18 protein-coding genes are annotated in these 18,844 nt (G+C 45.7%); 8 read left to right on the plus strand and 10 right to left on the minus strand.

Translation table 11 applies throughout. The features are described from left to right. Nucleotides 1-11: 11 nt before the first annotated feature. Nucleotides 12-347: a hypothetical protein gene (locus tag P0Y67_RS11140; protein ID WP_342391925.1), complete on the plus strand. Its 336-nt coding sequence runs from the start codon at nt 12-14 to the stop codon at nt 345-347. Between the two features lie 49 nt (nt 348-396). Beyond that, complete coding sequence (locus P0Y67_RS11145) at nt 397-804, plus strand: GFA family protein (RefSeq protein WP_342391926.1); 408 nt, start codon at nt 397-399, stop codon at nt 802-804. A gap of 57 nt (nt 805-861) precedes the next feature. On the opposite strand, the gene P0Y67_RS11150 is transcribed toward P0Y67_RS11145, so the two are convergent. Then, entirely contained in the window at nt 862-1,164 is a 303-nt protein-coding gene (locus P0Y67_RS11150) for a hypothetical protein (protein WP_342391927.1), read from the minus strand. A gap of 22 nt (nt 1,165-1,186) precedes the next feature. Then, nucleotides 1,187-2,176 (minus strand): trypsin-like serine peptidase, encoded by a 990-nt coding sequence (locus P0Y67_RS11155; RefSeq protein ID WP_342391928.1) that lies wholly within the window; start codon nt 2,174-2,176, stop codon nt 1,187-1,189. Between the two features lie 965 nt (nt 2,177-3,141). Here P0Y67_RS11155 and P0Y67_RS11160 point away from each other — a divergent pair. The 3 genes from P0Y67_RS11160 (at nt 3,142) to P0Y67_RS11170 (ending at nt 4,900) form a co-directional block, all read left to right on the plus strand. Continuing rightward, nucleotides 3,142-3,726 (plus strand): nucleoside deaminase, encoded by a 585-nt coding sequence (locus P0Y67_RS11160; protein ID WP_342391929.1) that lies wholly within the window; start codon nt 3,142-3,144, stop codon nt 3,724-3,726. A 52-nt stretch (nt 3,727-3,778) separates the two neighbouring features. Continuing rightward, nucleotides 3,779-4,240, plus strand: a complete 462-nt coding sequence (locus P0Y67_RS11165) for a GNAT family N-acetyltransferase (RefSeq protein WP_342391930.1) — start codon at nt 3,779-3,781, stop codon at nt 4,238-4,240. 135 nt (nt 4,241-4,375) lie between these two features. Further along, a complete protein-coding gene (locus P0Y67_RS11170) occupies nt 4,376-4,900 on the plus strand; it encodes a DUF2937 family protein (RefSeq protein WP_342391931.1) in 525 nt (174 codons plus the stop codon). 125 nt (nt 4,901-5,025) lie between these two features. Here P0Y67_RS11170 and icmH read toward each other — a convergent pair whose 3' ends face one another. From icmH to P0Y67_RS11195, 5 genes are read right to left on the minus strand one after another with little or no spacing between them, the layout of a single operon-like run. Beyond that, a complete protein-coding gene (gene icmH / locus P0Y67_RS11175; protein ID WP_342391932.1) occupies nt 5,026-5,808 on the minus strand; it encodes a type IVB secretion system protein IcmH/DotU in 783 nt (260 codons plus the stop codon). Further along, the gene (gene tssK / locus P0Y67_RS11180; RefSeq protein ID WP_192014458.1) at nt 5,805-7,130 is read right to left on the minus strand and encodes a type VI secretion system baseplate subunit TssK; all 1,326 of its coding nucleotides are present in this window, start codon (nt 7,128-7,130) and stop codon (nt 5,805-5,807) included. The genes icmH and tssK overlap by 4 nt, the downstream gene beginning before the upstream one ends. A gap of 9 nt (nt 7,131-7,139) precedes the next feature. Continuing rightward, nucleotides 7,140-7,643 carry a type VI secretion system lipoprotein TssJ gene (tssJ, locus tag P0Y67_RS11185; protein ID WP_237795856.1) on the minus strand — a complete coding sequence of 168 codons (504 nt, stop codon included), beginning with the start codon at nt 7,641-7,643 and terminating at the stop codon, nt 7,140-7,142. Then, nucleotides 7,636-8,985 carry a type VI secretion system-associated FHA domain protein gene (locus tag P0Y67_RS11190; protein WP_342391933.1) on the minus strand — a complete coding sequence of 450 codons (1,350 nt, stop codon included), beginning with the start codon at nt 8,983-8,985 and terminating at the stop codon, nt 7,636-7,638. The genes tssJ and P0Y67_RS11190 overlap by 8 nt, the downstream gene beginning before the upstream one ends. An 8-nt stretch (nt 8,986-8,993) precedes the next feature. After that, complete coding sequence (locus P0Y67_RS11195; RefSeq protein ID WP_342391934.1) at nt 8,994-9,590, minus strand: hypothetical protein; 597 nt, start codon at nt 9,588-9,590, stop codon at nt 8,994-8,996. 737 nt (nt 9,591-10,327) lie between these two features. On the opposite strand from P0Y67_RS11195, the gene P0Y67_RS11200 reads away from it, so the two are divergent. From P0Y67_RS11200 to P0Y67_RS11210, 3 genes are all read left to right on the plus strand, one after another. Next, a complete protein-coding gene (locus P0Y67_RS11200; RefSeq protein ID WP_342391935.1) occupies nt 10,328-11,608 on the plus strand; it encodes a type VI secretion system ImpA family N-terminal domain-containing protein in 1,281 nt (426 codons plus the stop codon). Nucleotides 11,609-11,788: 180 nt separating this feature from the next. Continuing rightward, complete coding sequence (gene tssM, locus P0Y67_RS11205) at nt 11,789-15,028, plus strand: type VI secretion system membrane subunit TssM (protein ID WP_342391936.1); 3,240 nt, start codon at nt 11,789-11,791, stop codon at nt 15,026-15,028. Nucleotides 15,029-15,064: 36 nt separating this feature from the next. After that, nucleotides 15,065-15,517, plus strand: coding sequence for an Lrp/AsnC family transcriptional regulator (locus tag P0Y67_RS11210; RefSeq protein WP_370630713.1), 453 nt, complete (start codon nt 15,065-15,067; stop codon nt 15,515-15,517). A gap of 99 nt (nt 15,518-15,616) precedes the next feature. Here the strand turns inward: P0Y67_RS11210 and tssG are convergent, their stop codons facing one another. The 3 genes from tssG to tssE are packed head-to-tail and all read right to left on the minus strand — an operon-like array spanning nt 15,617 to nt 18,782. Continuing rightward, nucleotides 15,617-16,615 (minus strand): type VI secretion system baseplate subunit TssG, encoded by a 999-nt coding sequence (tssG, locus tag P0Y67_RS11215; RefSeq protein ID WP_237795863.1) that lies wholly within the window; start codon nt 16,613-16,615, stop codon nt 15,617-15,619. Further along, nucleotides 16,612-18,360: a type VI secretion system baseplate subunit TssF gene (gene tssF / locus P0Y67_RS11220; RefSeq protein ID WP_342391937.1), complete on the minus strand. Its 1,749-nt coding sequence runs from the start codon at nt 18,358-18,360 to the stop codon at nt 16,612-16,614. The genes tssG and tssF overlap by 4 nt, the downstream gene beginning before the upstream one ends. An 11-nt stretch (nt 18,361-18,371) precedes the next feature. Then, complete coding sequence (gene tssE, locus P0Y67_RS11225; protein ID WP_192014474.1) at nt 18,372-18,782, minus strand: type VI secretion system baseplate subunit TssE; 411 nt, start codon at nt 18,780-18,782, stop codon at nt 18,372-18,374. Nucleotides 18,783-18,844 lie beyond the last annotated feature (62 nt).

Genomic DNA, 18,844 nt, shown 5'->3' on the forward strand with positions numbered 1-18,844 from the left:
CGGAAAACAAGATGTTTATTAAACGGGCCTGGAACGGTCAGATTGCTGTCTGGAAGGCCGTCGTTTTGGTCAGTTTAGGCGGGCTTGTCCTTACGCTACTGGTCAGTATCAGCGCAAGCTTGGCGCTGCTTTTTGTGGTTAAGTCGGGTCTGATGCATTTCAATCATGTTGCCATCCACACAGTCTTCTTTTCTTTTATTCTTTCAGCATTTGGCGTATTTGCCGTACGTTCACTATGGCTGTGTGCAGCAAACCCGAAAGGGAAGATAAGCCATGCACTCGTCAGGTTCTGGGCCATCATACTGGGTGCTTACATTATTGCGGTCCTCGCACACGTTAATACCTAAATTCGTGCGGATACTGTATAAGTGCCATAACTACTACCAGGAGTGCTTCATGTATACAGGCAGTTGCCTATGCGGCGGCGTACAGCTTGCCATTACCGGTAAAATCAGCGATATCATTCACTGCCATTGCTCTTTATGCCGAAAATCGACAGGCTCTGCTTTTGCCACAAACGGGTTTGTAAATACATCAGATTTTACTGTTACCCAGGGGCAGGAATTACTGAATCACTTCGCATTACGGTCTGGCAGACAACGCCATTTCTGCCGTATCTGCGCGTCGCCGGTATACAGTTCCAATACAGCAGATCCCGCCCGCATTCGAATCAGGCTTGGCATTCTCGACTCAGAGATCGCCGAAAAACCCATATCGCATAACTTTGTCACGTCGAAAGCCAGCTGGGATAGTCTGGATATCAATCTGCCCCAGTATGAAGCGCACGAACCAGGCAGAAAATAACCGGACTCTTCGATGCCCATCCATAAAGAAAATTGCATAAGAAGAATCAAAAAATATTCATTGGCCTGAAACCGTTTTTCGGGGCATTTTCTGCAGCGCATCTATCGTTTCGTCAGAAGCTGTTAGCCATATTTGAACAGGAAATGATTCGAGTACTGTGACATCTTTAACCTCACCATTTTTTTCAAGTAACTGTACTTGAGCAAGTACTGGATCGTTTGCTTCAGCACTCCCCCGAATCATCACTCGCTTCCAGTTATCTGTTGTAGAACAGGCTTGTATCATCATAAAAAGTACAGTAGCAATGTTTTTCTTCATGTCATTTTCTCGATAGTGAAGCCCAACAATGTTGAGCTTCATGAAAAGTGTCTATTCGGATGATTTAAGGGTTATTTGCAATCCAGCTTTTGAGCGTATTGTAAACAGTACTGGTCAAACGCGTACCACAGTTTCTCGTTGTAGAACCTGTCGTATGAATACCTCTGACATAGTTATTGCTGTCTTTGATACCGCTGCCACTTTGGCCGCCAGCTGTATCAAGCGTATAGCAAACCCTGTAGCTCGATATGGTCGATGTCGAGCCGGAATCTGTCCACATTGTGCCCGTCGGTTTATCACCAGGATACCCCGTTACGCTATGTGTGCCGCCGGAATAGGTTCCCCAGCCTGAGTGACCACCATGAGGTGCGCTATTGAGAACAATAATGGCATAGTCATAATTTGTATCACCGTTATTGTGCCAGGCTGTCGTCGTGACGGCGTTTTTCCAGGTCGTCGTTCCCCAAGGTTTATATGAACCATTTTGCCCGGCAGTAAAATTCAGTGATTTATACCAAGTACCAGAACCATTGGAAACACAATGGCCAGCCGTTAACACGTGTGTTTTCGTAATGAGTGTTCCCGTACAACCCACAGCAATCCGGCCATTATAGAAATGCGGTGCCGACGTTGTATTCGTCACTTTTACGCGATTATCCGCACCGATCACTTTCAGTGGCGATATCACATCGTTCGGAAGTGCCGGCACTGTCGCCTCGTGAGGCTCGGTCGAGAAAACACTCGAGTCAAACCCTTGCTCTTGCATGATTTTGACCGCTTGCTCCAAGAGAGCCAGGGTTTCTTCCGATATATCAGCTTTAAATTGGGTTCCATCGGCAGAAACGGCAATAGCCCCCATCGCCGCCGCCCTTTCGGCCAGAGAGTATTCTTGTTGCAGTGAATATTCATCAGCTTCCGGGACATGAACTACATTGTCACCTTCAATAAAGGTGGCTTCTTCATTCATTTTTACAAAATTATTCAGTTCGTTTGCATGTGCGTTATTTATAAAAAGCCCCGCAAGTGCAATAAACACCAGATTCCTTTTCATCATTCTGTATCCTGTTTGTTAATATTCATAGAGTGGTCAGTAATGCGAAATTATTTCAATAACCAACTGTTCTCGCATTGATAACTATAGGCCACTATATACACCCCACTAAAAACAATAATAAAAAAGCCCATCAAACATGAAAAACAGAACATCAACCAAACAAATCAAAATAAAACAATGGTGAAAACTATAAAACACAGATTAATGTATCGAAATATTTTTATAAACATCAAATTAGTCACTAAATCACACCTAAAGACCAAGCTTAAAACCATTATTTACTCTTAACACTTTAAATAATGCATTTACTTACTGACAGATAAAACAACCTTCAGAGAAACGAAAACACCAACCACAACAAACACCATTAAAAACAATAGCTTATATTAAAGTTAGCATTTAACACCTGATATCACTCTTCATTGACTGAAATCAGATAGAACAATAAAAAAACATGAAATTTAATCGCTTATGTAAGCTTTTTACTTTTTCTTCTTTAACTGCCGCAAATAAAGACAACCCAATAAAACCACCTTCTCTTTATTAGCTACAGTTTACTCACAAAGTCATATGTGCATTTTCATAACCAATATTGAGAAAACCATAAATACTGCCCATTTCCCCTTTGGCGTTGCATCCTGAAATAATGACAAATCAAGCCTCGTCAATATAACCCTAACGTTTACAATGACAACCATACCCGAACAACTCTTGAACTATGCATATTCAAAGCCGATGTGTGTTTTAATTTACCATCATCGGCTAGCCTGCTTTCACCGTACCCTTCTAATTTTTTACACGTATTGCTCCATGTGACAAAGTCAGCTCATCCAAAAAGTTCGCCATTAAAACTTTCGCATTGTCCAATAATGTGAGCCCGAGCAAATGAGCAATGAATGAACTGAAATAATCTGCAAAATCAGAGTTATACTTTCGAAACTAAATCTTGGAACAGAGAGAACCTTATGACGACCCTGCTGGATACGCATTCAGAAATCAATGAAGCCGCGCTTTGCGCTATCGCCCATATGCCAACGACCAGCTTGCCGGTATTGATGGGCCATGACTTCGCAAGCAAGTTATCCGATGCTGATTACATGCGCATTGCTGTTCTGCTGGCGCAAAAAAGTTACCACGAAGGCGGTTGTCCGATTGGTGCGGTGATCATCAATAACCAGACCGGACAAATAGTTGGCAAAGGCCACAATACGCTGGTTCAGGAAGATCACCCGTACAACCACGGTGAGACCTCCGCCATTCGCGATGCAGGCCGGATAGATTTCAGCCAGACCACCTTGTTTACCAGCCTGAGTCCTTGCGATGTCTGCGCGACGCTCCTGTACATGCGCGGATTCAAGCGGGTTGTCGTCGGCGATGTTACCAATGCCTCAGGAAACGAAGAGCTGCTGCGGGAAAAAGGCATTCAGGTTGATATTCTGGAAGATAAGCAAGGCATTGCACTTTACGCTCAGTTCCGAAAAGAAAAACCAGAGCAAGATCTTGAAGACTGGAAAGGACTGTGTGCGGTTCATTCCCATTGCACCTCTTAGCCCTAGTTGACGGTAGCCTCAGCGATCCTCTTTCAGGTATAGGAGAACCCCAGTGGAAATCATCCGGTGCTGCCAGACCAGCGATTTAGCTGGTGTGCGCGAACTCTACGCAGAACTGCGCCCTCATGACCCCGTATTATCAGGTCCCCAGGCCATGAAATGCTGGCAGGACATACTCAACAACCCGCACACAAAAATCATTGTTGCTGATATTGATGGCGTGCTGGCATCCACCTGCCAGCTTGGTCTGGTGCCCACCATGACGAACGGAGGTCAGCCTTTTGCCATCATCGAGCATGTCATTACCTCGGCACAATACAGACGGCAAGGACTGAGCCAGAAAGTCATTGAAAAAGCCCTCTCACTCGCCTGGGACATGGGATGCTATAAAGTTATGTTGCTATCGGGGGAAAACCGGCCAGAGGCGCATCACCTTTATGAGAAAGTCGGATTTCAGTCGGGCATTGAGCGCGGGTTTGTCCTTAAAAAACCAATAAATGTCGGTCCGGGCTGACTTGTGACGATGAGCACAGCGCACGCTTTGCTTTCAACAATCCCGCCGGGTTATCAGCTATAACATACGAGACTGGAACAGGTTACGTTATCTGAATGTTGCTTTGCGCCACTTTAACCGAAAAAGGAAAGTCCCTTGGTAGGAAGAATTGTTGATAAATTGCTGTTTGGCGTCATGCTGATTGCGGCGCTTCAGGTTCCTTTACTGGCCGATCACTATCAGCAATATCTGGCAGGATTATTTGAAGCCACACAATGGCAGGTTCGCGGCTACGAAAACACCGCCAGACAATACGGTTATCCTGATGTGAATGCGATGATTGAACAACATCTGAACAATCAGGAAGCCAGTGTCAGAGCGGACGCCTTACAAAAACAAGTAACCCTGAGCCACTATCAAGACCTGAAAGCCGGCCTAGCCGTATTTGAGCAAGGGACATTGATTGAGAAATCAGTGTATATGTTCACACCTGCACGCTTTGACGCATTAGAAAAAACCATCACCCACTTCAAACCCGGCATTCCACTCTCGCTCAACGGTCTGATGTTCGGTGCCATCCTGGGGTTAGCCGCCAATATCCTGCTTACTCTGCCTTTTAGCTTATTGTTCAGGCGTAAACGTCGGGCAATGATCGCCGCCAAACGACCAGTGATATCCTGATGATATGTGGCAGAAAACGCCAGTTTAGATTGTCTCAGCATAGGCAAAGTGGACAGATAGAGATCAAAAAAGCGCGAGTTCATCGCGCTTGAATCATTTAATGGCCACAAAATGAATTTAACGACTCAACCAATCAGTTGATTAAACTTAAAATCGATAACCCAATAAGTCGCTGAATACATGGCTGCCAGTAGTGCAACTGTAAAGCCAATAATCAGTTTTGGCGAAATCACACGCCTCAAAGGCCGGCTAATAACAGCAGCCTTTAAATTCACTAACTGTAACTTCTCCTGATCCTGCAGTCTGTCTTCTTTTATCAGCTGATAAATGGTTTCTGCAATATCCGCGATTTTTTCATTACCACGCTCGACACGACCGAATTTCCCCTTAAAACCGACCTGCAACAGAAAGTATAAAAATTCGATAAGCTGCCTGTAACGTTTGGGATCTTGTCTGAGCCTGTCCAGAATCGTATAGAATTTATCACCACCTGACGTTTCATTATGAAACTCAGCAAGCAGGCTGTGAGTACTCCAGTTACTTTTCTCTCCCCACTCCTGACTGTAAACCGCTTCATCAACAGCGGCACAGACACAATAACGCATCACCAGCAGCGAGGCTCTGTCTGTGTTTGCGAGTAGCAGCCGCTTCTCGGCTTCTTGAATCTCCCTGCTGATTTTCTCACGCAGCAAGGTAGGATCATCTAACCAGGGAATCGATGGAATACAGGTCAGACAGGCCAGTACCCAGGTAAACTCATCAACCAACTGGTTAATACCCAGTTTTTTGATTTCCAGCTGCTTTACCGCAATATTGCGTGGTACTTCCGGAGCCGGCATGACCTCCATAGGTTGGCCGGGCTCAGGCTGAAACAGAACGACTGTTATGTCATCATCGAACTGACTCATAATCTGACAGCCCACATTTGTAATTCAATATTCGGGAAGTCGCCGGACACATGCATGGCAATACCGGATGAAGAAGACAATGCCTTCCATTCATCAGACGCCTTATCCAACTCAAAATACGTAAAGCCTGCATGGTAAGGTAGCTGACGAGGCACCACAGGCATTGCTTTAATGGCGATACCTGGTAGCTGGAAGTTCACCAGATCACGAATATTTTCCAGACTGCCCACTTTAACCTGGGATACAAAGCGAGTATGAAGCACATCCAGAGTGACATCAGCTTTCACGGCAAGGATAAAGGTCGTGGTCTGGATAATCTCACGATCAGCAATATTGGCAACACGCACGCCATAGCCTTGCTCTTTCAACACCAGCGGGATTGCCCGCTGCTCTGACATTACGGTCAGGCTGTTGCGGTTCCGGCTGATCAAAGACCACATACAGTCGGTCAGATCACCATGATTATAGGGCGAGAAAGTCTCAGGACGACGGGATGATGTACATAATGTTGCCAGTTCCCCTTCGGCCTGCAGCAACACACGATACAGTGCTTCAGGGTGAACACCTTCCAAACCCGCTAAATGCCAGAAAACCGGCTCCAACTTGTTCACCACCTGCAGTAGCATAAAATCCGCCACCGAGGATACGCCTTGCTGGTCAACCACACCCAGCCGGCTGACTATGGATTCGGCGCGATGTTTTAGCAAAGAAGCAAATTCGGTAACAAACTTTGTCAGTACAGCGGAAGCTTTAATATCAAGGCAAGTGGGAATGAACTTGTCATCAAGTAATACAGTACCATCACTTTTGACTTCCGAAATTTTCAGAATAGGGATAGACGTAAAAGCCGAACGGTCTTCCGTCTCTAGCATCAAACGGAAATTCAGGCTGCCGACATGAATGGTTGTGGTATCTTCACTGTCGTACAGACAGTCGACTACTTGCTGCTCCTGAAGACGATAGCGTGCACCGTCTCCCGCATTGGTATACAGCTCACCCTGCTCAGACGGTAAAGGACAGCATAAATACACCACTTTATCTACCGTCGATGTGTCCACTTCCAACATTGCCGGCGCCAAGGCTTCAGAAGGAAAAGCAAACGGTGTGCGGTCCTGCAATATTCCTTCCGCAACAGTGACGCCAATTTTGCCCATTTTCAGCAGTTCAGCATTAATCTCTAATCGGCTGATCCCCCAATTTAATGGCGAGCTGAAAGCTGTATACAAACTCACTTGCTGAGAGTGAAAACGGTCCAACTGCTGGAAATGCTGTGGTTTCATGAACATGCCGTCTTGCCAGACAACCGGGTTATGCAATGACATAATGCTTCCTTAGAAATAAATCTGTTCTACGCCTTGTGTACGCTCAACAGACAACACGTTATTCACCAGATTCACGTCCAGATAATAACTCTCCCGCTCTTCAATGGTGTGTATAGTCCGCCAACTTGTCCCGTTAATATCCCGAAAAGCTACTGCAAATCCGACTGCGCGTGTTTCAGGCTGAAGTTTTAAGAATTCCGTGAGTTCCTGGTCTGGCTCGAGCTGGTACTCATACCGCTTAATATATTCATCACCCAGCGCAGCTTTGTCGTTTTCAAATAATGAAAAGAAATCCAAGCTGCGAAACAGCACAGGTGAAGACAGCTCATAGATGCGTAAAATGGCCGGTGATGATGACCCGTTAGGACGCAGGTTCAGACTCTTATCGGTCATAATATGCACTTCTACTTCTGCGGTTTCAGGGATAAGTCCGGTGGTGTCTTTAAACTGCTCCCATACTGCGCACCCTGACAGTGACAGTGCGGTAACCAATGCAAAAAAATAATTACGCATTTTGCTCCTGTAACAATTCTCTGTACTTTGATTCTAGGCTTGCATCAAAGCTGTGTTGTTCCTCGGTCCGCCAATTTGACTGTTGTTCAGAAAAGTACGCCTGATACGCTTTCCAGTTCCGTTGGCTCTTCAGCCATCCCCCGCCGGCCATTTGCCTGGCTTCAAATGCCGCCGGTGACAAAGCTTCCAACTGTTGCTGGAAAATACCTTCACGCGCCTGAAGTAAGCGGGAGCGGTGCGCATCCAGCTCTTCCTGGATATGTTCTATAAACTCATAAGGCTCAAGAATCGACTGCTGGTAAAGCGACATCATACTGTCCAGTAAATGCGGTTTGGCTGCCTCGGATTCACCAGCCATCACCAAAGAGCGATGCAACTCTGCGTTCAGTGAATCCAGGCACCCTTTTAAACTCAGACCCATTTGACGAAACCAGTTCTCATCGCACAGGTGTTGCAGCTCAGAGGGGATACCTAAACCTTGCAAAAACGCCTTTTCCGGTTGCAGATCGGATGTTTCAGATCGCTTTGCGATGATACCTGCTGATTTGGGCTGAGTGGGCTGTTCCGCTACTGAAGGCTGGGTGTACGATGTTAAACGCCCGGCAGGCGCTGCTTGTTGAGTAAATTTATTCTCTGGTGATGAAAAGGTCCCCGCTTTTTCTGAAGCAGGAAAACTGCCATCTTCAACATTCCAGTCTTCCGGAATCAGGCTGGGAACATCCATTTCAGAATGAATGCTTTCACTATCGTCAAGGATTTGTCGTTGTGTTGCGTTGTAATCAACAAACTGATTAGGTTCTTCATCTTCAATCAGAGACTCAGCTTCTTCGTTCACTTCCTGAAGATAAGCAAGCGGTTCAGTAGAATCCGCTTTATCATCTTGCGGCAGGAACAGCTCTTCTATCGTTCCCTCTCCTAACATTTCAGATTCAGGTGGGAGGATCAGGTTTAAACTGTCGACGGGATCATTGCTTTTCATGTCCGGCATAATATCTTCTGCCAGATTAATGTGATGCACCTCATTCTCAAAACCGGCACTGAATTCATAGCGCCCCATCGAAATAGAATCCCCTTCCTGCAGGACTGTCGGCTGACTCTTCAGCGCACGCTTACCATTGATAAAGGTGCCATTGGTGCTGATATCGTTGAGATAATATTCACCGTTATAACAGGTGATCAGGGCATGAGTCGCCGACAGATATTTATTATGATCATCAAGATGGAAGACACTCTGAGCACTACGGCCGATTGTTCCGCCCTGACTGTCAAATTCCATTTGCTTTGCCCCGACATATTCTTCCGGGGCACTGTTTACTTTGAGAATGAGGGTTTTGTGCGTCATAAACGATCTTAGAATAGAAACGATAAGGAAAATTCTACGCCGCCAAGACCATCATTGACCGGCACGATCAGCGTCGCCTGAGGCGCAATCTGCAAATGCGCATCTGGATTACTGCCCATTTTTATCACCATTCCGGCATTCAGCAGTAAACTGGCTTCGAACGCATTGTTATCCGGTAACTGAGTCCCGTACTTAAACTCATCGGCATCGACATGCCAGCGCTCGCTGTACTCGCTGTAAGCCAGTGATACACCCGCACCAACATAAGGCGTCAGCCAACTCGCCAAGGGGACGGCATACTGAGGCAGCACACGAAATTCATAATTAGTGACTTCCTGGTAAACACCATTCTGCGGAGCAGGAATACTGTCCGCTAAATAATTCAGACCAAACCACCAGCGCCAGCGGGCACTGTTATCATCGATCGGCCGTGTATGTACCAGTCCCCAGCGAAGACTCTGGTTTTCACCCGACTCACCTTCCTCGGCAGTCGACGTAAAATCATAGTATGCGCCAGTGACACCAAAACGTTCACCTTTGGCTGAGGCGAAGGATGCATGAGTGAAACAATAAACAATACAGGCAACTGTAAGAAGACGAGGCATAATGTTCGCTTTCTCTAATTTAAAAACCCCTGAAAGATAAACGCATAAAAATATGAATTCAAGGCTTGATTTTCGCTATCTTTAAATAAGTTATTTTTCCTATTCAATCTGTCATTTTGACTGTGTGAGGTTTCAGATTGACAGCAAAACATGAAGCAAACGGCCTGCCAAGGATGATTCAAAGAAAACTATACAAATCAAGAAAAATAGTGGAAGCCACCTCTAAAAAACCACAAACAGAAGCATATTAAACAAGGCATTTAAATATTGGATGGAAGTCACAAAAAAAGAATATGGATGATAAAAACCCTGATTCCATACATGCTAACAAGACTTCACAACTCTTTTTATCATTATAAAAGATGCTAAAAAACATACCTTTACCCATAAAAAATAAACGTAATACCCTGAATGGATTTTTATCTGTGATCTTTATCCAGCAAAGTCGGCATTCATTTAGTTTAGTAAAAATCTTGCATTACAATGCTGTGCACATGAATGTCATAACCGTGTTAAATACACCTAATTTGTGACAAGTAACTGCTAGAAATGACATATTACCTGGTGCCTGACTGCATCATGATGAAGAGAAGGTTTTAATAAAATTTAAGATTAGTCCGCCTTGTTGTTTAGTATTTACTAATAAATTAAACATTAAGTTAGCGAGCAGGAATTTACTTCCTGCCGCAGGAACACCTTTACTCATAATTACAAGTTTCGAAGTTGGCTATAAAACAATGAAATTCACTGATATTGCACTCAGACCAATATCGGCACAATTGCCTGTTGGTCATGACCCGAAAGAGCTCGATCTCTTTTCTGACTTAAAAAGAAACGTAAATCGATTAAGCAGCTTTGTCTCTCCAGCGCCATGGAAAGAGATCTATACTGTTTCAGAACTGCTTTTAACCCAGCACAGCAAGGACTTTCGCTGTGCCAGTTACTACTGCGTCTCTGCCTGTCGTATTGACGGATTAATGGGAGCGGTTAATGGACTCAATGTTCTCAATGATCTGTCCATCGTCTACTGGCACACTGCTTTTCCAGCGGCCAATAAACCCAATGCGCGCATCCAGTCTTTTGACTGGGTGGCAGAGCAAATGCCGTTGGCACTGAGCAAAATTAAAGTGTCACTGAAGGATCTGCCCTTAGTGGAAGCCGGGCACCACCTTGCTCTGAATATTGAGCAGGAACTTCAGCGTCAATTGGGGAAACAAGCCCCATCGCTGGGTCCGGTTCGCAGACAGTTTACTGAATGGAAAGATCAGCTTGATGAACAGGCCGAGAAAGAATTAGCCAAACAAAAACAACGTCAATTACCAACGCCGGCCCCAACACCAGAAGTGGTAAATCAGCCAGCTGCTGAGCAGCCACCTGTCAAAAAACAGGCGGCAATACGCACTCTGCCAGCCTGGTGTTACTGGTTGGCCACAGTGTTTACCCTGGGTTGCCTGGTATTTTCTATTGTCGCAGTCCGGCAATACCTGTACCAGCGTGATATTAAGATCGCAACTGCAGAGCAGCTGGAAAGTATTACATCAAGGCTTATCCAGGCGGAGCCCTATTTCAAACACAGGCTCAAAGAAGATGTTCTGACCAGAACCCATGATCTGATGATGGACTGGACGGCTTTTCCTGGTCGTGTCTATGAGCACCAGACATTGGAAGAGCTGGCAAATAACGTCAATACGCTCTATCCGGACTCCATAGCAGCCAAAGAGTCAGTGAGTCAGTATCGGGCAGGTAAAGCGGCGCTGGCTCAGGATTATTTGCTCATCAACGACCAGTTCAAACGAGCCAGAACTATCATTGCTAACGCAGCACTAGTCGATGATAGTGAAAATATTTCAGCGGCCTACCGATTTAGTAATACCCTTTTTCCATTCCTTGGTCGCCTTGATTATTTGGAGAAAGGTCACATAAACCATGACGATATTTTAAAAGCACAAAAAACCTTGAGTGCCTATCAATATCGCCTTATGGAACTCACACATAATTTCGAAAATAAAAACCAATAAAAAATTATTCAGGCAGGTTATATCTTGATTAGTAAACTCAAAACGCCAAGAGTATTTATCATACTCTCAGCAGTGCTGCTTTCGGTGCTGTATGGCTTATTCTCATATTTCATTATGGCTTTTCCAGTCAGTCATTATCTGACATGGGGGCCAGTGCTCTTCATCTGTGGTGTAGCAATATTGCTTCTGATCGGTTACGAAGTAAAAAAACGCAAATCACGCTCTACCAGCGATATAGAAACAGAAGAAGAAACCTTAAAGGGGCTATTATCTTCTCTGTTGAAGAGTTCCAGCCATAAGCCTATTTACCTGTTATTGGGCAACAAGAAATCAGGAAAGACATCGCTTCTGACCAGTTCTCATGCCATCAAGCCTATCGATCAGAAAAATACGCTGCAAACTGATTACTTTGTCTGGCATGAGTCAGAAAAGGCGATATACATCAAACCGGCTCCACGTCTGATTTATCAGGATACGTCGAATACAGACCAAACGCTCTGGAAAGCGTTCCTGGAAAAAATTGTCAGTGTTAAGCCTCGCAAACCGTTTGCAGGGTGTCTGTATGTGGTGGATCTTGAGTTTTTGATCACTCAGGAGGAGTCTCAGCGCGAGTATATCCTGGATATTATCAATACCCGCCTCAGCGACATCACTGAGATGACCCATACAGCCTTGCCTGTGTATGTGTTCCTGTCAAAAATCGACAAACTGAAAGGCTTCAAAGAATTTGTGTCTCTCAGTCCGCTGAAAATGCAGCTTGAACACCTTTCAATATCACTGAAAGATGCCAAAGGCACACTCAATGACGTCTTTGACAGCGGCTTTTACGCCATTCTGAGCAAGATGGAACAAAGCACGCTTGACTGTGCCGCGATGGAACGCTCACTGGTCAACAACAGTGCACTGGTGACCTTTCCAAAACAGTTCGAGCTTTGTCATAGAATCATCCGGGATACCCTGAACAAAGTGCGGCTGGAAAAGGACGGATTTCACCTGGTTGACCTGCGCGGTCTTTACTTCACATCCAGTCATCAAGGTGGCCGAAAATACAACCTGCTTGCCAAAGGATGCAGTAATTATTTCAATGTCCCAATGATTGCGTCCGAACACGACCAGTTATCAGAGTCACCTCTGTTCACCCGCTTTATTATTGATGAGCAGGTGCTGCCCGAAGCGAATTTTGCCGGGGAAAACAAACGCCACCTGAGGCAACTCATACGTAAAAGCCATATGACAATGGCCGCTTGTGTCACTTTACTCAGTGTAAGTGGTTACTATTTCTTTACGACCACGCAGAGCAATATTTCCATTATCAACCAGCTTCTGGAAGTCGCTGATAATAAAAACGATGATCACGAATTCACCGACCTGAAAAACCAGTTTGCTGTAACATCGAACGGTATTTTGCCTCTTTATCAGGCCTGGACCAACGCCAGTCATCTTCTGGACGAAAAACTGATCGATATAAATGTCGATAAACTGGATCAGACGACGCAGATTGCCTACCGGCATTTACTTGACAGCATTCACCTGCAGCTGTTGCCGCTGGTAGAAAAGCATCTCCAACGGAAACTGGCAAACAGCAGTCTGTCGCATCAAGACAAGCTCCACTTGCTGAAAATGTATCTGATGCTGAATGAAGCAGACAAACGCGATTACAGTTTCCTTCTGAAATCAATTTCGCGTCTGCTCACGGGTGATTTTGGCTCAGAAGGTGCATACGCCAACATACCTCAATATCTGGCGGTGTACTTCAAAACCAACTTCCCGCCCATTGAGATCAACTGGGATCTGGTTCGTACTACAAGGCGGGACCTGCTGTCCCAATCCAAAGTGGATATTGCCTACAGCCAGATTCTCAACAGTGGCAGAGATGCCGATCTCGGCCAGCTCAGTATTCCAAGAGCGATAGGTTTCAATTTTGGTGAAATTTTTGATAATGAAAAAAGCAATCTTAATGAACTGAACATCAACAAAATTTATACCGCCACCGGCTTTACCACTTTCTATCGCCCTTTGTCGGAGTCTTTATCGCACGATCTGATTGCCGACAACTGGGTATTGGGTTTATCCAATAACACTCTGCCATCGGACGAAGAGCTTAAAGCCTTTCAGGCCAAAGTGCGCCGTAAATATACTGACGACTATATCAATGTCTGGCGTACAGCCATCAGCGATTTGCGCTTTAAGCAGTATGACAACATAGTTGAAATAACCAATGCGATTGACACCCTGTCAGGCCCGACATCGCCGTTAAGCACCATACTGAATCTGTTGTATACCAACACCAAATATTCACCAGAAGCTGGTGCGCTGGCTCAGATGACACTGAAAGATGAGCGCCTCAATCAAGCGGTAGATCTGTTAAAAGACTCGGCTGAGAAAGTGATCGAGCCTGATTATGAGTTGATGAAAAGGGTCGAAAAAGCCTTTGCCGTTATTAATACCCTGCAAACCAGTGAAACAGAAAACTCACAAGCTCCGTGGGATCAGGTGATCAGTTCGCTCAGCAATCTGCGAGCCTATCTGAAGCAGATCACCGATGCGCCAAATGTACAGCAAGCGGCCTTGATCGCCGCCAAAGCCAGAATGCGTGAAACCGCAGCTGATCCCATTGTTCGCTTGAAGCAGGTCGCTCAAAAAGCGCCCGAGCCTGTAAAAAGCTGGTTGAATGAAATCGCCCATCAGGCGTGGTCTGTCTTGCTGGCTGAATCACAACTGGGTATTCAGGAGTTATGGACCAGTAATGTTTACAGTAAGTTTGAACTGGTTGGCCAGAACAAATATCCGTTCACCAAGCATGCTGAAACTGAGATTTCGCTGACCGATTTCGAAGAGTTTTTTGCTGCGCAAGGCACCCTGGACAGCTTCATTGATGACACGCTTTCGCCTTTCTATGACACGAATTTGTGGCAGGCCAAACGTGTTGATGGCGAAACATTGCAGCTATCGCAAGAAATGATCACCCAGATGAAGAACTACACCATGATCAAGAATGTGCTTTTCGATCCCACATCGAACAAGTTCAACATCGATTTCAGTTCACGCTTTATCGATCTGGATTCCAGTGCCATACGGGCCAGCCTGAACTTCGGTGGTGAAAGCCTGGATTATTACCATGGCCCGGCAAAGAGTAAGCAGTTTGTGTGGCCACCGGAAAGTAACGAGTTTTTCGTGAACGTCAACATTCAGGACATCACGTCCAGCGGCGAGCAACACAGAAAAGCAAAGGAAGGTTTTTGGTCCATTTTCCGACTGTTAAATGAGTCGCAACTCGAACCTACATCGGATGGTGGATTCAACGCGGACATTCTTGTTTCAGGGCGACACATGACGGTAAAAATCAAACCGTCTAACTCTAATAATCCGTTCCTGTTACAAGAACTGTATAACTTCTCTGTTCCAAGAGAAATCCAATAAGTTGGTAGCTTAGGTTAATCAAAGTCGAGAATAATGATAATGAATACTTTACACAGCAACAGCATTGACCGAATTGATAGGAAGATATTGTCAAACCTGCTGATTAACGGACGTGAATCGATCGCAAATATGGCCCGCAATGTGGGCCTTTCCAGAACCGCCGTCGCTGAGCGGATTACGCGAATGGAGAAGTCCGGTGTGATCGAAGGTTACACGGCCAAAATCGGGACCCAAAAAAGCGCAACTATGACCAGCTGTTACCTGCTGATCAAATGCGAAAATGGCTGGAAGAAAAAAGTGTGCGACAGCCTGAGAGAAATTCCGGAGATTAAATCCATCAGTGTCGTCGGTGGTGGATTTGACATCATCACTTTACTGGAGGCAGCTTCATTACACCTGATGAACGAACTGTGTGATGAAGCAGAAAACATTGTCGGCATTAAGGAGCTGCATACCACAGTCGTATTCCACAGCCCTATTTGCCGCTAAAGCGCCTGCTTCACCCTTAGCCGCTTCATTTCGGCATTTGCCCTCCTGGCACTCCGCCATGCAGTCAAGACTGCAGGTAGCAGAGTGCCAGGTACTCATCTAGACAGCGCCGATGATCACCACTGTCTGTTTATCACCTTGCACGTTACCCAACCAACTGACTTGTCCCAGCCGGTTCGCTTCCTTCGAGCCCAAAATGCTGGCTGGTAATCCATCCGATTTCACTTCCAGTTTCAGATCCCAGGCCATAGGGTCGCGCAATACAAAACGCATCAGCTCTTTGAGTAACCCGTAACCTTGTTCACCCGGCAGGAAGTGACAATATTGCTCATAATCCAATTCATGAAAGACCAGATTAAATTTGCCTGTAATATCGGTGAGGTGATCACCCAAGTGATAATCCTGGCCCAGCACACAGTTCACATGCCCTAAACGGTTCAGCTGTGAAGGGGCAATTTTCACCCGGCGGGGTACCCACTGCTCAATACTGACTTTTGCCAGATTAAAGCAATGGGCCACAATGCCTGACACCAGGTTCGGAGAACGCGTTCTTGAAGATAACTGACCAATATAAGACAGCAGTTTTGCCCGGTCGAAGTTAAAATCACTGTCTTCGCTGAGGTCAGAAGAAATACCAACCAGGTTAAACAGATTACGGGACAGCGGGTCGACCGCCCCGGATTCGTACCGGACATGGTATCGGTATTTTTTCCATATCCGGTACAAGTGTGAGAGATACCTGTGATGAAAGAAATCGAAAAAATCTTTCACCGGGTTGTCTTCGCCTTCCCGGCCGGCCAGCTTTTCTGTATATGCCGTGGGTAAAGGTGAACCGGTACCGTGCAGACCACCGAAATTCACCGTCAGGCTGGGAACATCCCTGTTATCCCATTGCACAGACTCAAACTGCGAAATATCAGAGCGGGGAAAACCCAACTCAGGCGAAATGCGAAACCGCAGAAACTCCTGCTGCGGTGTTTTCGCCTGGCCTACAGAGGCAAATTGTACGGATGTTTTCTTTTTCTCAGCAGCCTCCAGTAAATAAACGGCCTGAAAAAAAGCATACTCATGGCTGGACTGATTGATCTTATCTATCATATCACCGCCTGTTTGCCCTGATTGCCATCCCACCGGTACACTTCGCCGGTTTTCACATCAATCACTTCCAGTTCAGAAAATGAGTTAATGCTGGAATACAAAGAGAAAAACTCATTCAGGATAGACACCAGCAGGTACATATCTCCTTCATTGGCAAACATGGATGAATCCATTTGCAGTACAATCTGGTTACCCCGGATCGGTAAGCCACGGAAGATACGTTCTATCGGCTTCATGTGAATGGCTTTAATACCGTTTAAGCGGTTTGCTGACGCGCGCTGCGACTGCCTGTCACTGCGAGAGTGAAAGTCGTAAATACTCAGCATCATTTTCAAAACGTCAGCATCAATTAAAGACAAGTAGTTCAGTGACATATTGGCAATCAGCTGCCAGTGCAGACTGCTGTCAATTTGCGGGCTGACAGAAACTGTCGGCTTGGTCAGATTGGTGAAATTGGCATAGTTAGGCGACTTATGGGTAGAAAATGTAATGTCGCCGGGAGCCAGCCGTTGCGGCAGTTTACCGTTCGTGCAGGTTAACTTAATCAGTACGGTTTCAGTTTCAAGGTTAGCGACACCGGCATTGTGATCAAAAAAGGAAATATAGTGTGACAAGCCCTTCCCTGAAACATGTTCCGAGACTTTGACATTGTAGTAATGGCGATTGTTATCAATCCCTAACTGATGCTCAAACGACTCAAACGGCAAATAATCAACCTGACGGCGGTTTTCATTACTCCAGCCTCGGACCTGATTAACAGAATACACTTCGAAGTTATTTTGCCGGGTTGTTTGCGGACGAACCCGGTATTCAGTGCGCTTATGATCCAAACGGATCGGATCGGCATCCAGTTCGAACACATTGGCGATTGGTGTGCAGAACAGCCGCAAATTTTTTTCTCGTATCGTCACTTCAGACGGCAAAGAGCGTGAAAAATTAAACACCAGGCTCATGGTACTCTGGCTGGGCACACCTTTGAGCCATTCCAGACCATCGACATCAAAGAACATAAATTTGTCCGGCATCGAAAAATATTCCTGGATTAATCGATAACCGGAAAAGGAATTTGGCCCGTAGGGTAATAAAGCTTCATCTTCTGAAAAACCCACTTTCTTTATACAAGAAGCAGGTAACCGTTTGCTTCCTCCACCCGCGAGTTTGACATCCACACTGTCTAAATAGCGAAACAGCCACAGATAAAGAATGCGGGAAATATGCAATTCGCCGTGAATATGAAACCGTAATTTATCTAACCCAATACGTGATAACTCTACACCCGTGTCGGTTGATAAGGTGACATTCAGGTGGCTGTTCGAGCGTGTATTCTGCTGAGTCACGGAATTGATCGACAGTGGATACAAATCGACATCGTAACAGGTGCGGAACTGGCACTGCGTCTCATCGACCTTTTCGCTGGCCATTTCATGGCCACGCGTCACTGTGCTTTTCTGCGACACACTCCCGGCATAGGGGATCATCTGCGCAATGCACATTGAAGGCACAGAACGTAAATAATGCGGCCACAACAGAGATATCAGGGATTGGGTCAGCTCAGGAAGCTCATCATCCAGCTTCTGACGTAATTTGCCGTTCAGAAATGCAAAGCCTTCCAATAAGCGCTCCACATCGGGATCATTGCTGCTTTCCGACAGGAACTTAGTCAGCTGAGGGTGGCTTTTCGAAAACTCAGAACCCGCTTCTTTAAGAAACGAGAGTTCATCCTGAAAATACTTGCTATAAGTCATGTTCGTCGTCTCTACACTGAAAACTTGCCGTCTACACCAACCGACAGATCAATGTTCATTCTGGTTTTCTTATTGTTATGAAAAACTTCACCATTAACGGCAAACCGGAGCTGGAGCGGATCATCGGTGTGGGGAACATATCTCACCACGACGCCGGCTAATCTTGGCTCAAACTTTTCGATGGTGGCTTTCACACTGTTTCTGATTTCCCGGACGATATTGGATTTATCGGCCAAAACATCATTAAAATCAGGAAGGCCATAATCTTTGGCTATCATTGCATTGCCCGAATGGGTATTGAGCAAATCTGCCAGATGATGATGAATCGACTCAATCAGAAACTGTGTCGACTCCACAGCATCATAGCTGTTCTTTGCTTCGCCCATCTCAATGCGCTCGAGTAATCGGTAACCTTTATCCATAGACAGATTTCGAACGGCAGACCATCTCAGAGTCACTCGACCTGACAATAGCTGCCGTTCGC

It is taken from the genome of Photobacterium sp. SP02 (genome assembly GCF_038519165.1).
Taxonomy (GTDB): domain Bacteria; phylum Pseudomonadota; class Gammaproteobacteria; order Enterobacterales; family Vibrionaceae; genus Photobacterium; species Photobacterium halotolerans.

What these genes read in the sequence shown, in the direction of transcription:
- P0Y67_RS11140 (WP_342391925.1), top strand. Translation starts at nt 12, where the DNA reads ATGTTTATTAAACGGGCCTGGAACGGTCAGATTGCTGTCTGGAAGGCC.
- P0Y67_RS11145 (WP_342391926.1), top strand. Translation starts at nt 397, where the DNA reads ATGTATACAGGCAGTTGCCTATGCGGCGGCGTACAGCTTGCCATTACC.
- P0Y67_RS11150 (WP_342391927.1), bottom strand. Translation starts at nt 1,164, where the DNA reads ATGAAGCTCAACATTGTTGGGCTTCACTATCGAGAAAATGACATGAAG.
- P0Y67_RS11155 (WP_342391928.1), bottom strand. Translation starts at nt 2,176, where the DNA reads ATGATGAAAAGGAATCTGGTGTTTATTGCACTTGCGGGGCTTTTTATA.
- P0Y67_RS11160 (WP_342391929.1), top strand. Translation starts at nt 3,142, where the DNA reads ATGACGACCCTGCTGGATACGCATTCAGAAATCAATGAAGCCGCGCTT.
- icmH (WP_342391932.1), bottom strand. Translation starts at nt 5,808, where the DNA reads ATGAGTCAGTTCGATGATGACATAACAGTCGTTCTGTTTCAGCCTGAG.
- tssK (WP_192014458.1), bottom strand. Translation starts at nt 7,130, where the DNA reads ATGTCATTGCATAACCCGGTTGTCTGGCAAGACGGCATGTTCATGAAA.
- tssJ (WP_237795856.1), bottom strand. Translation starts at nt 7,643, where the DNA reads ATGCGTAATTATTTTTTTGCATTGGTTACCGCACTGTCACTGTCAGGG.
- P0Y67_RS11190 (WP_342391933.1), bottom strand. Translation starts at nt 8,985, where the DNA reads ATGACGCACAAAACCCTCATTCTCAAAGTAAACAGTGCCCCGGAAGAA.
- P0Y67_RS11195 (WP_342391934.1), bottom strand. Translation starts at nt 9,590, where the DNA reads ATGCCTCGTCTTCTTACAGTTGCCTGTATTGTTTATTGTTTCACTCAT.
- P0Y67_RS11200 (WP_342391935.1), top strand. Translation starts at nt 10,328, where the DNA reads ATGAAATTCACTGATATTGCACTCAGACCAATATCGGCACAATTGCCT.
- tssG (WP_237795863.1), bottom strand. Translation starts at nt 16,615, where the DNA reads ATGATAGATAAGATCAATCAGTCCAGCCATGAGTATGCTTTTTTTCAG.
- tssF (WP_342391937.1), bottom strand. Translation starts at nt 18,360, where the DNA reads ATGACTTATAGCAAGTATTTTCAGGATGAACTCTCGTTTCTTAAAGAA.
- tssE (WP_192014474.1), bottom strand. Translation starts at nt 18,782, where the DNA reads ATGGATAAAGGTTACCGATTACTCGAGCGCATTGAGATGGGCGAAGCA.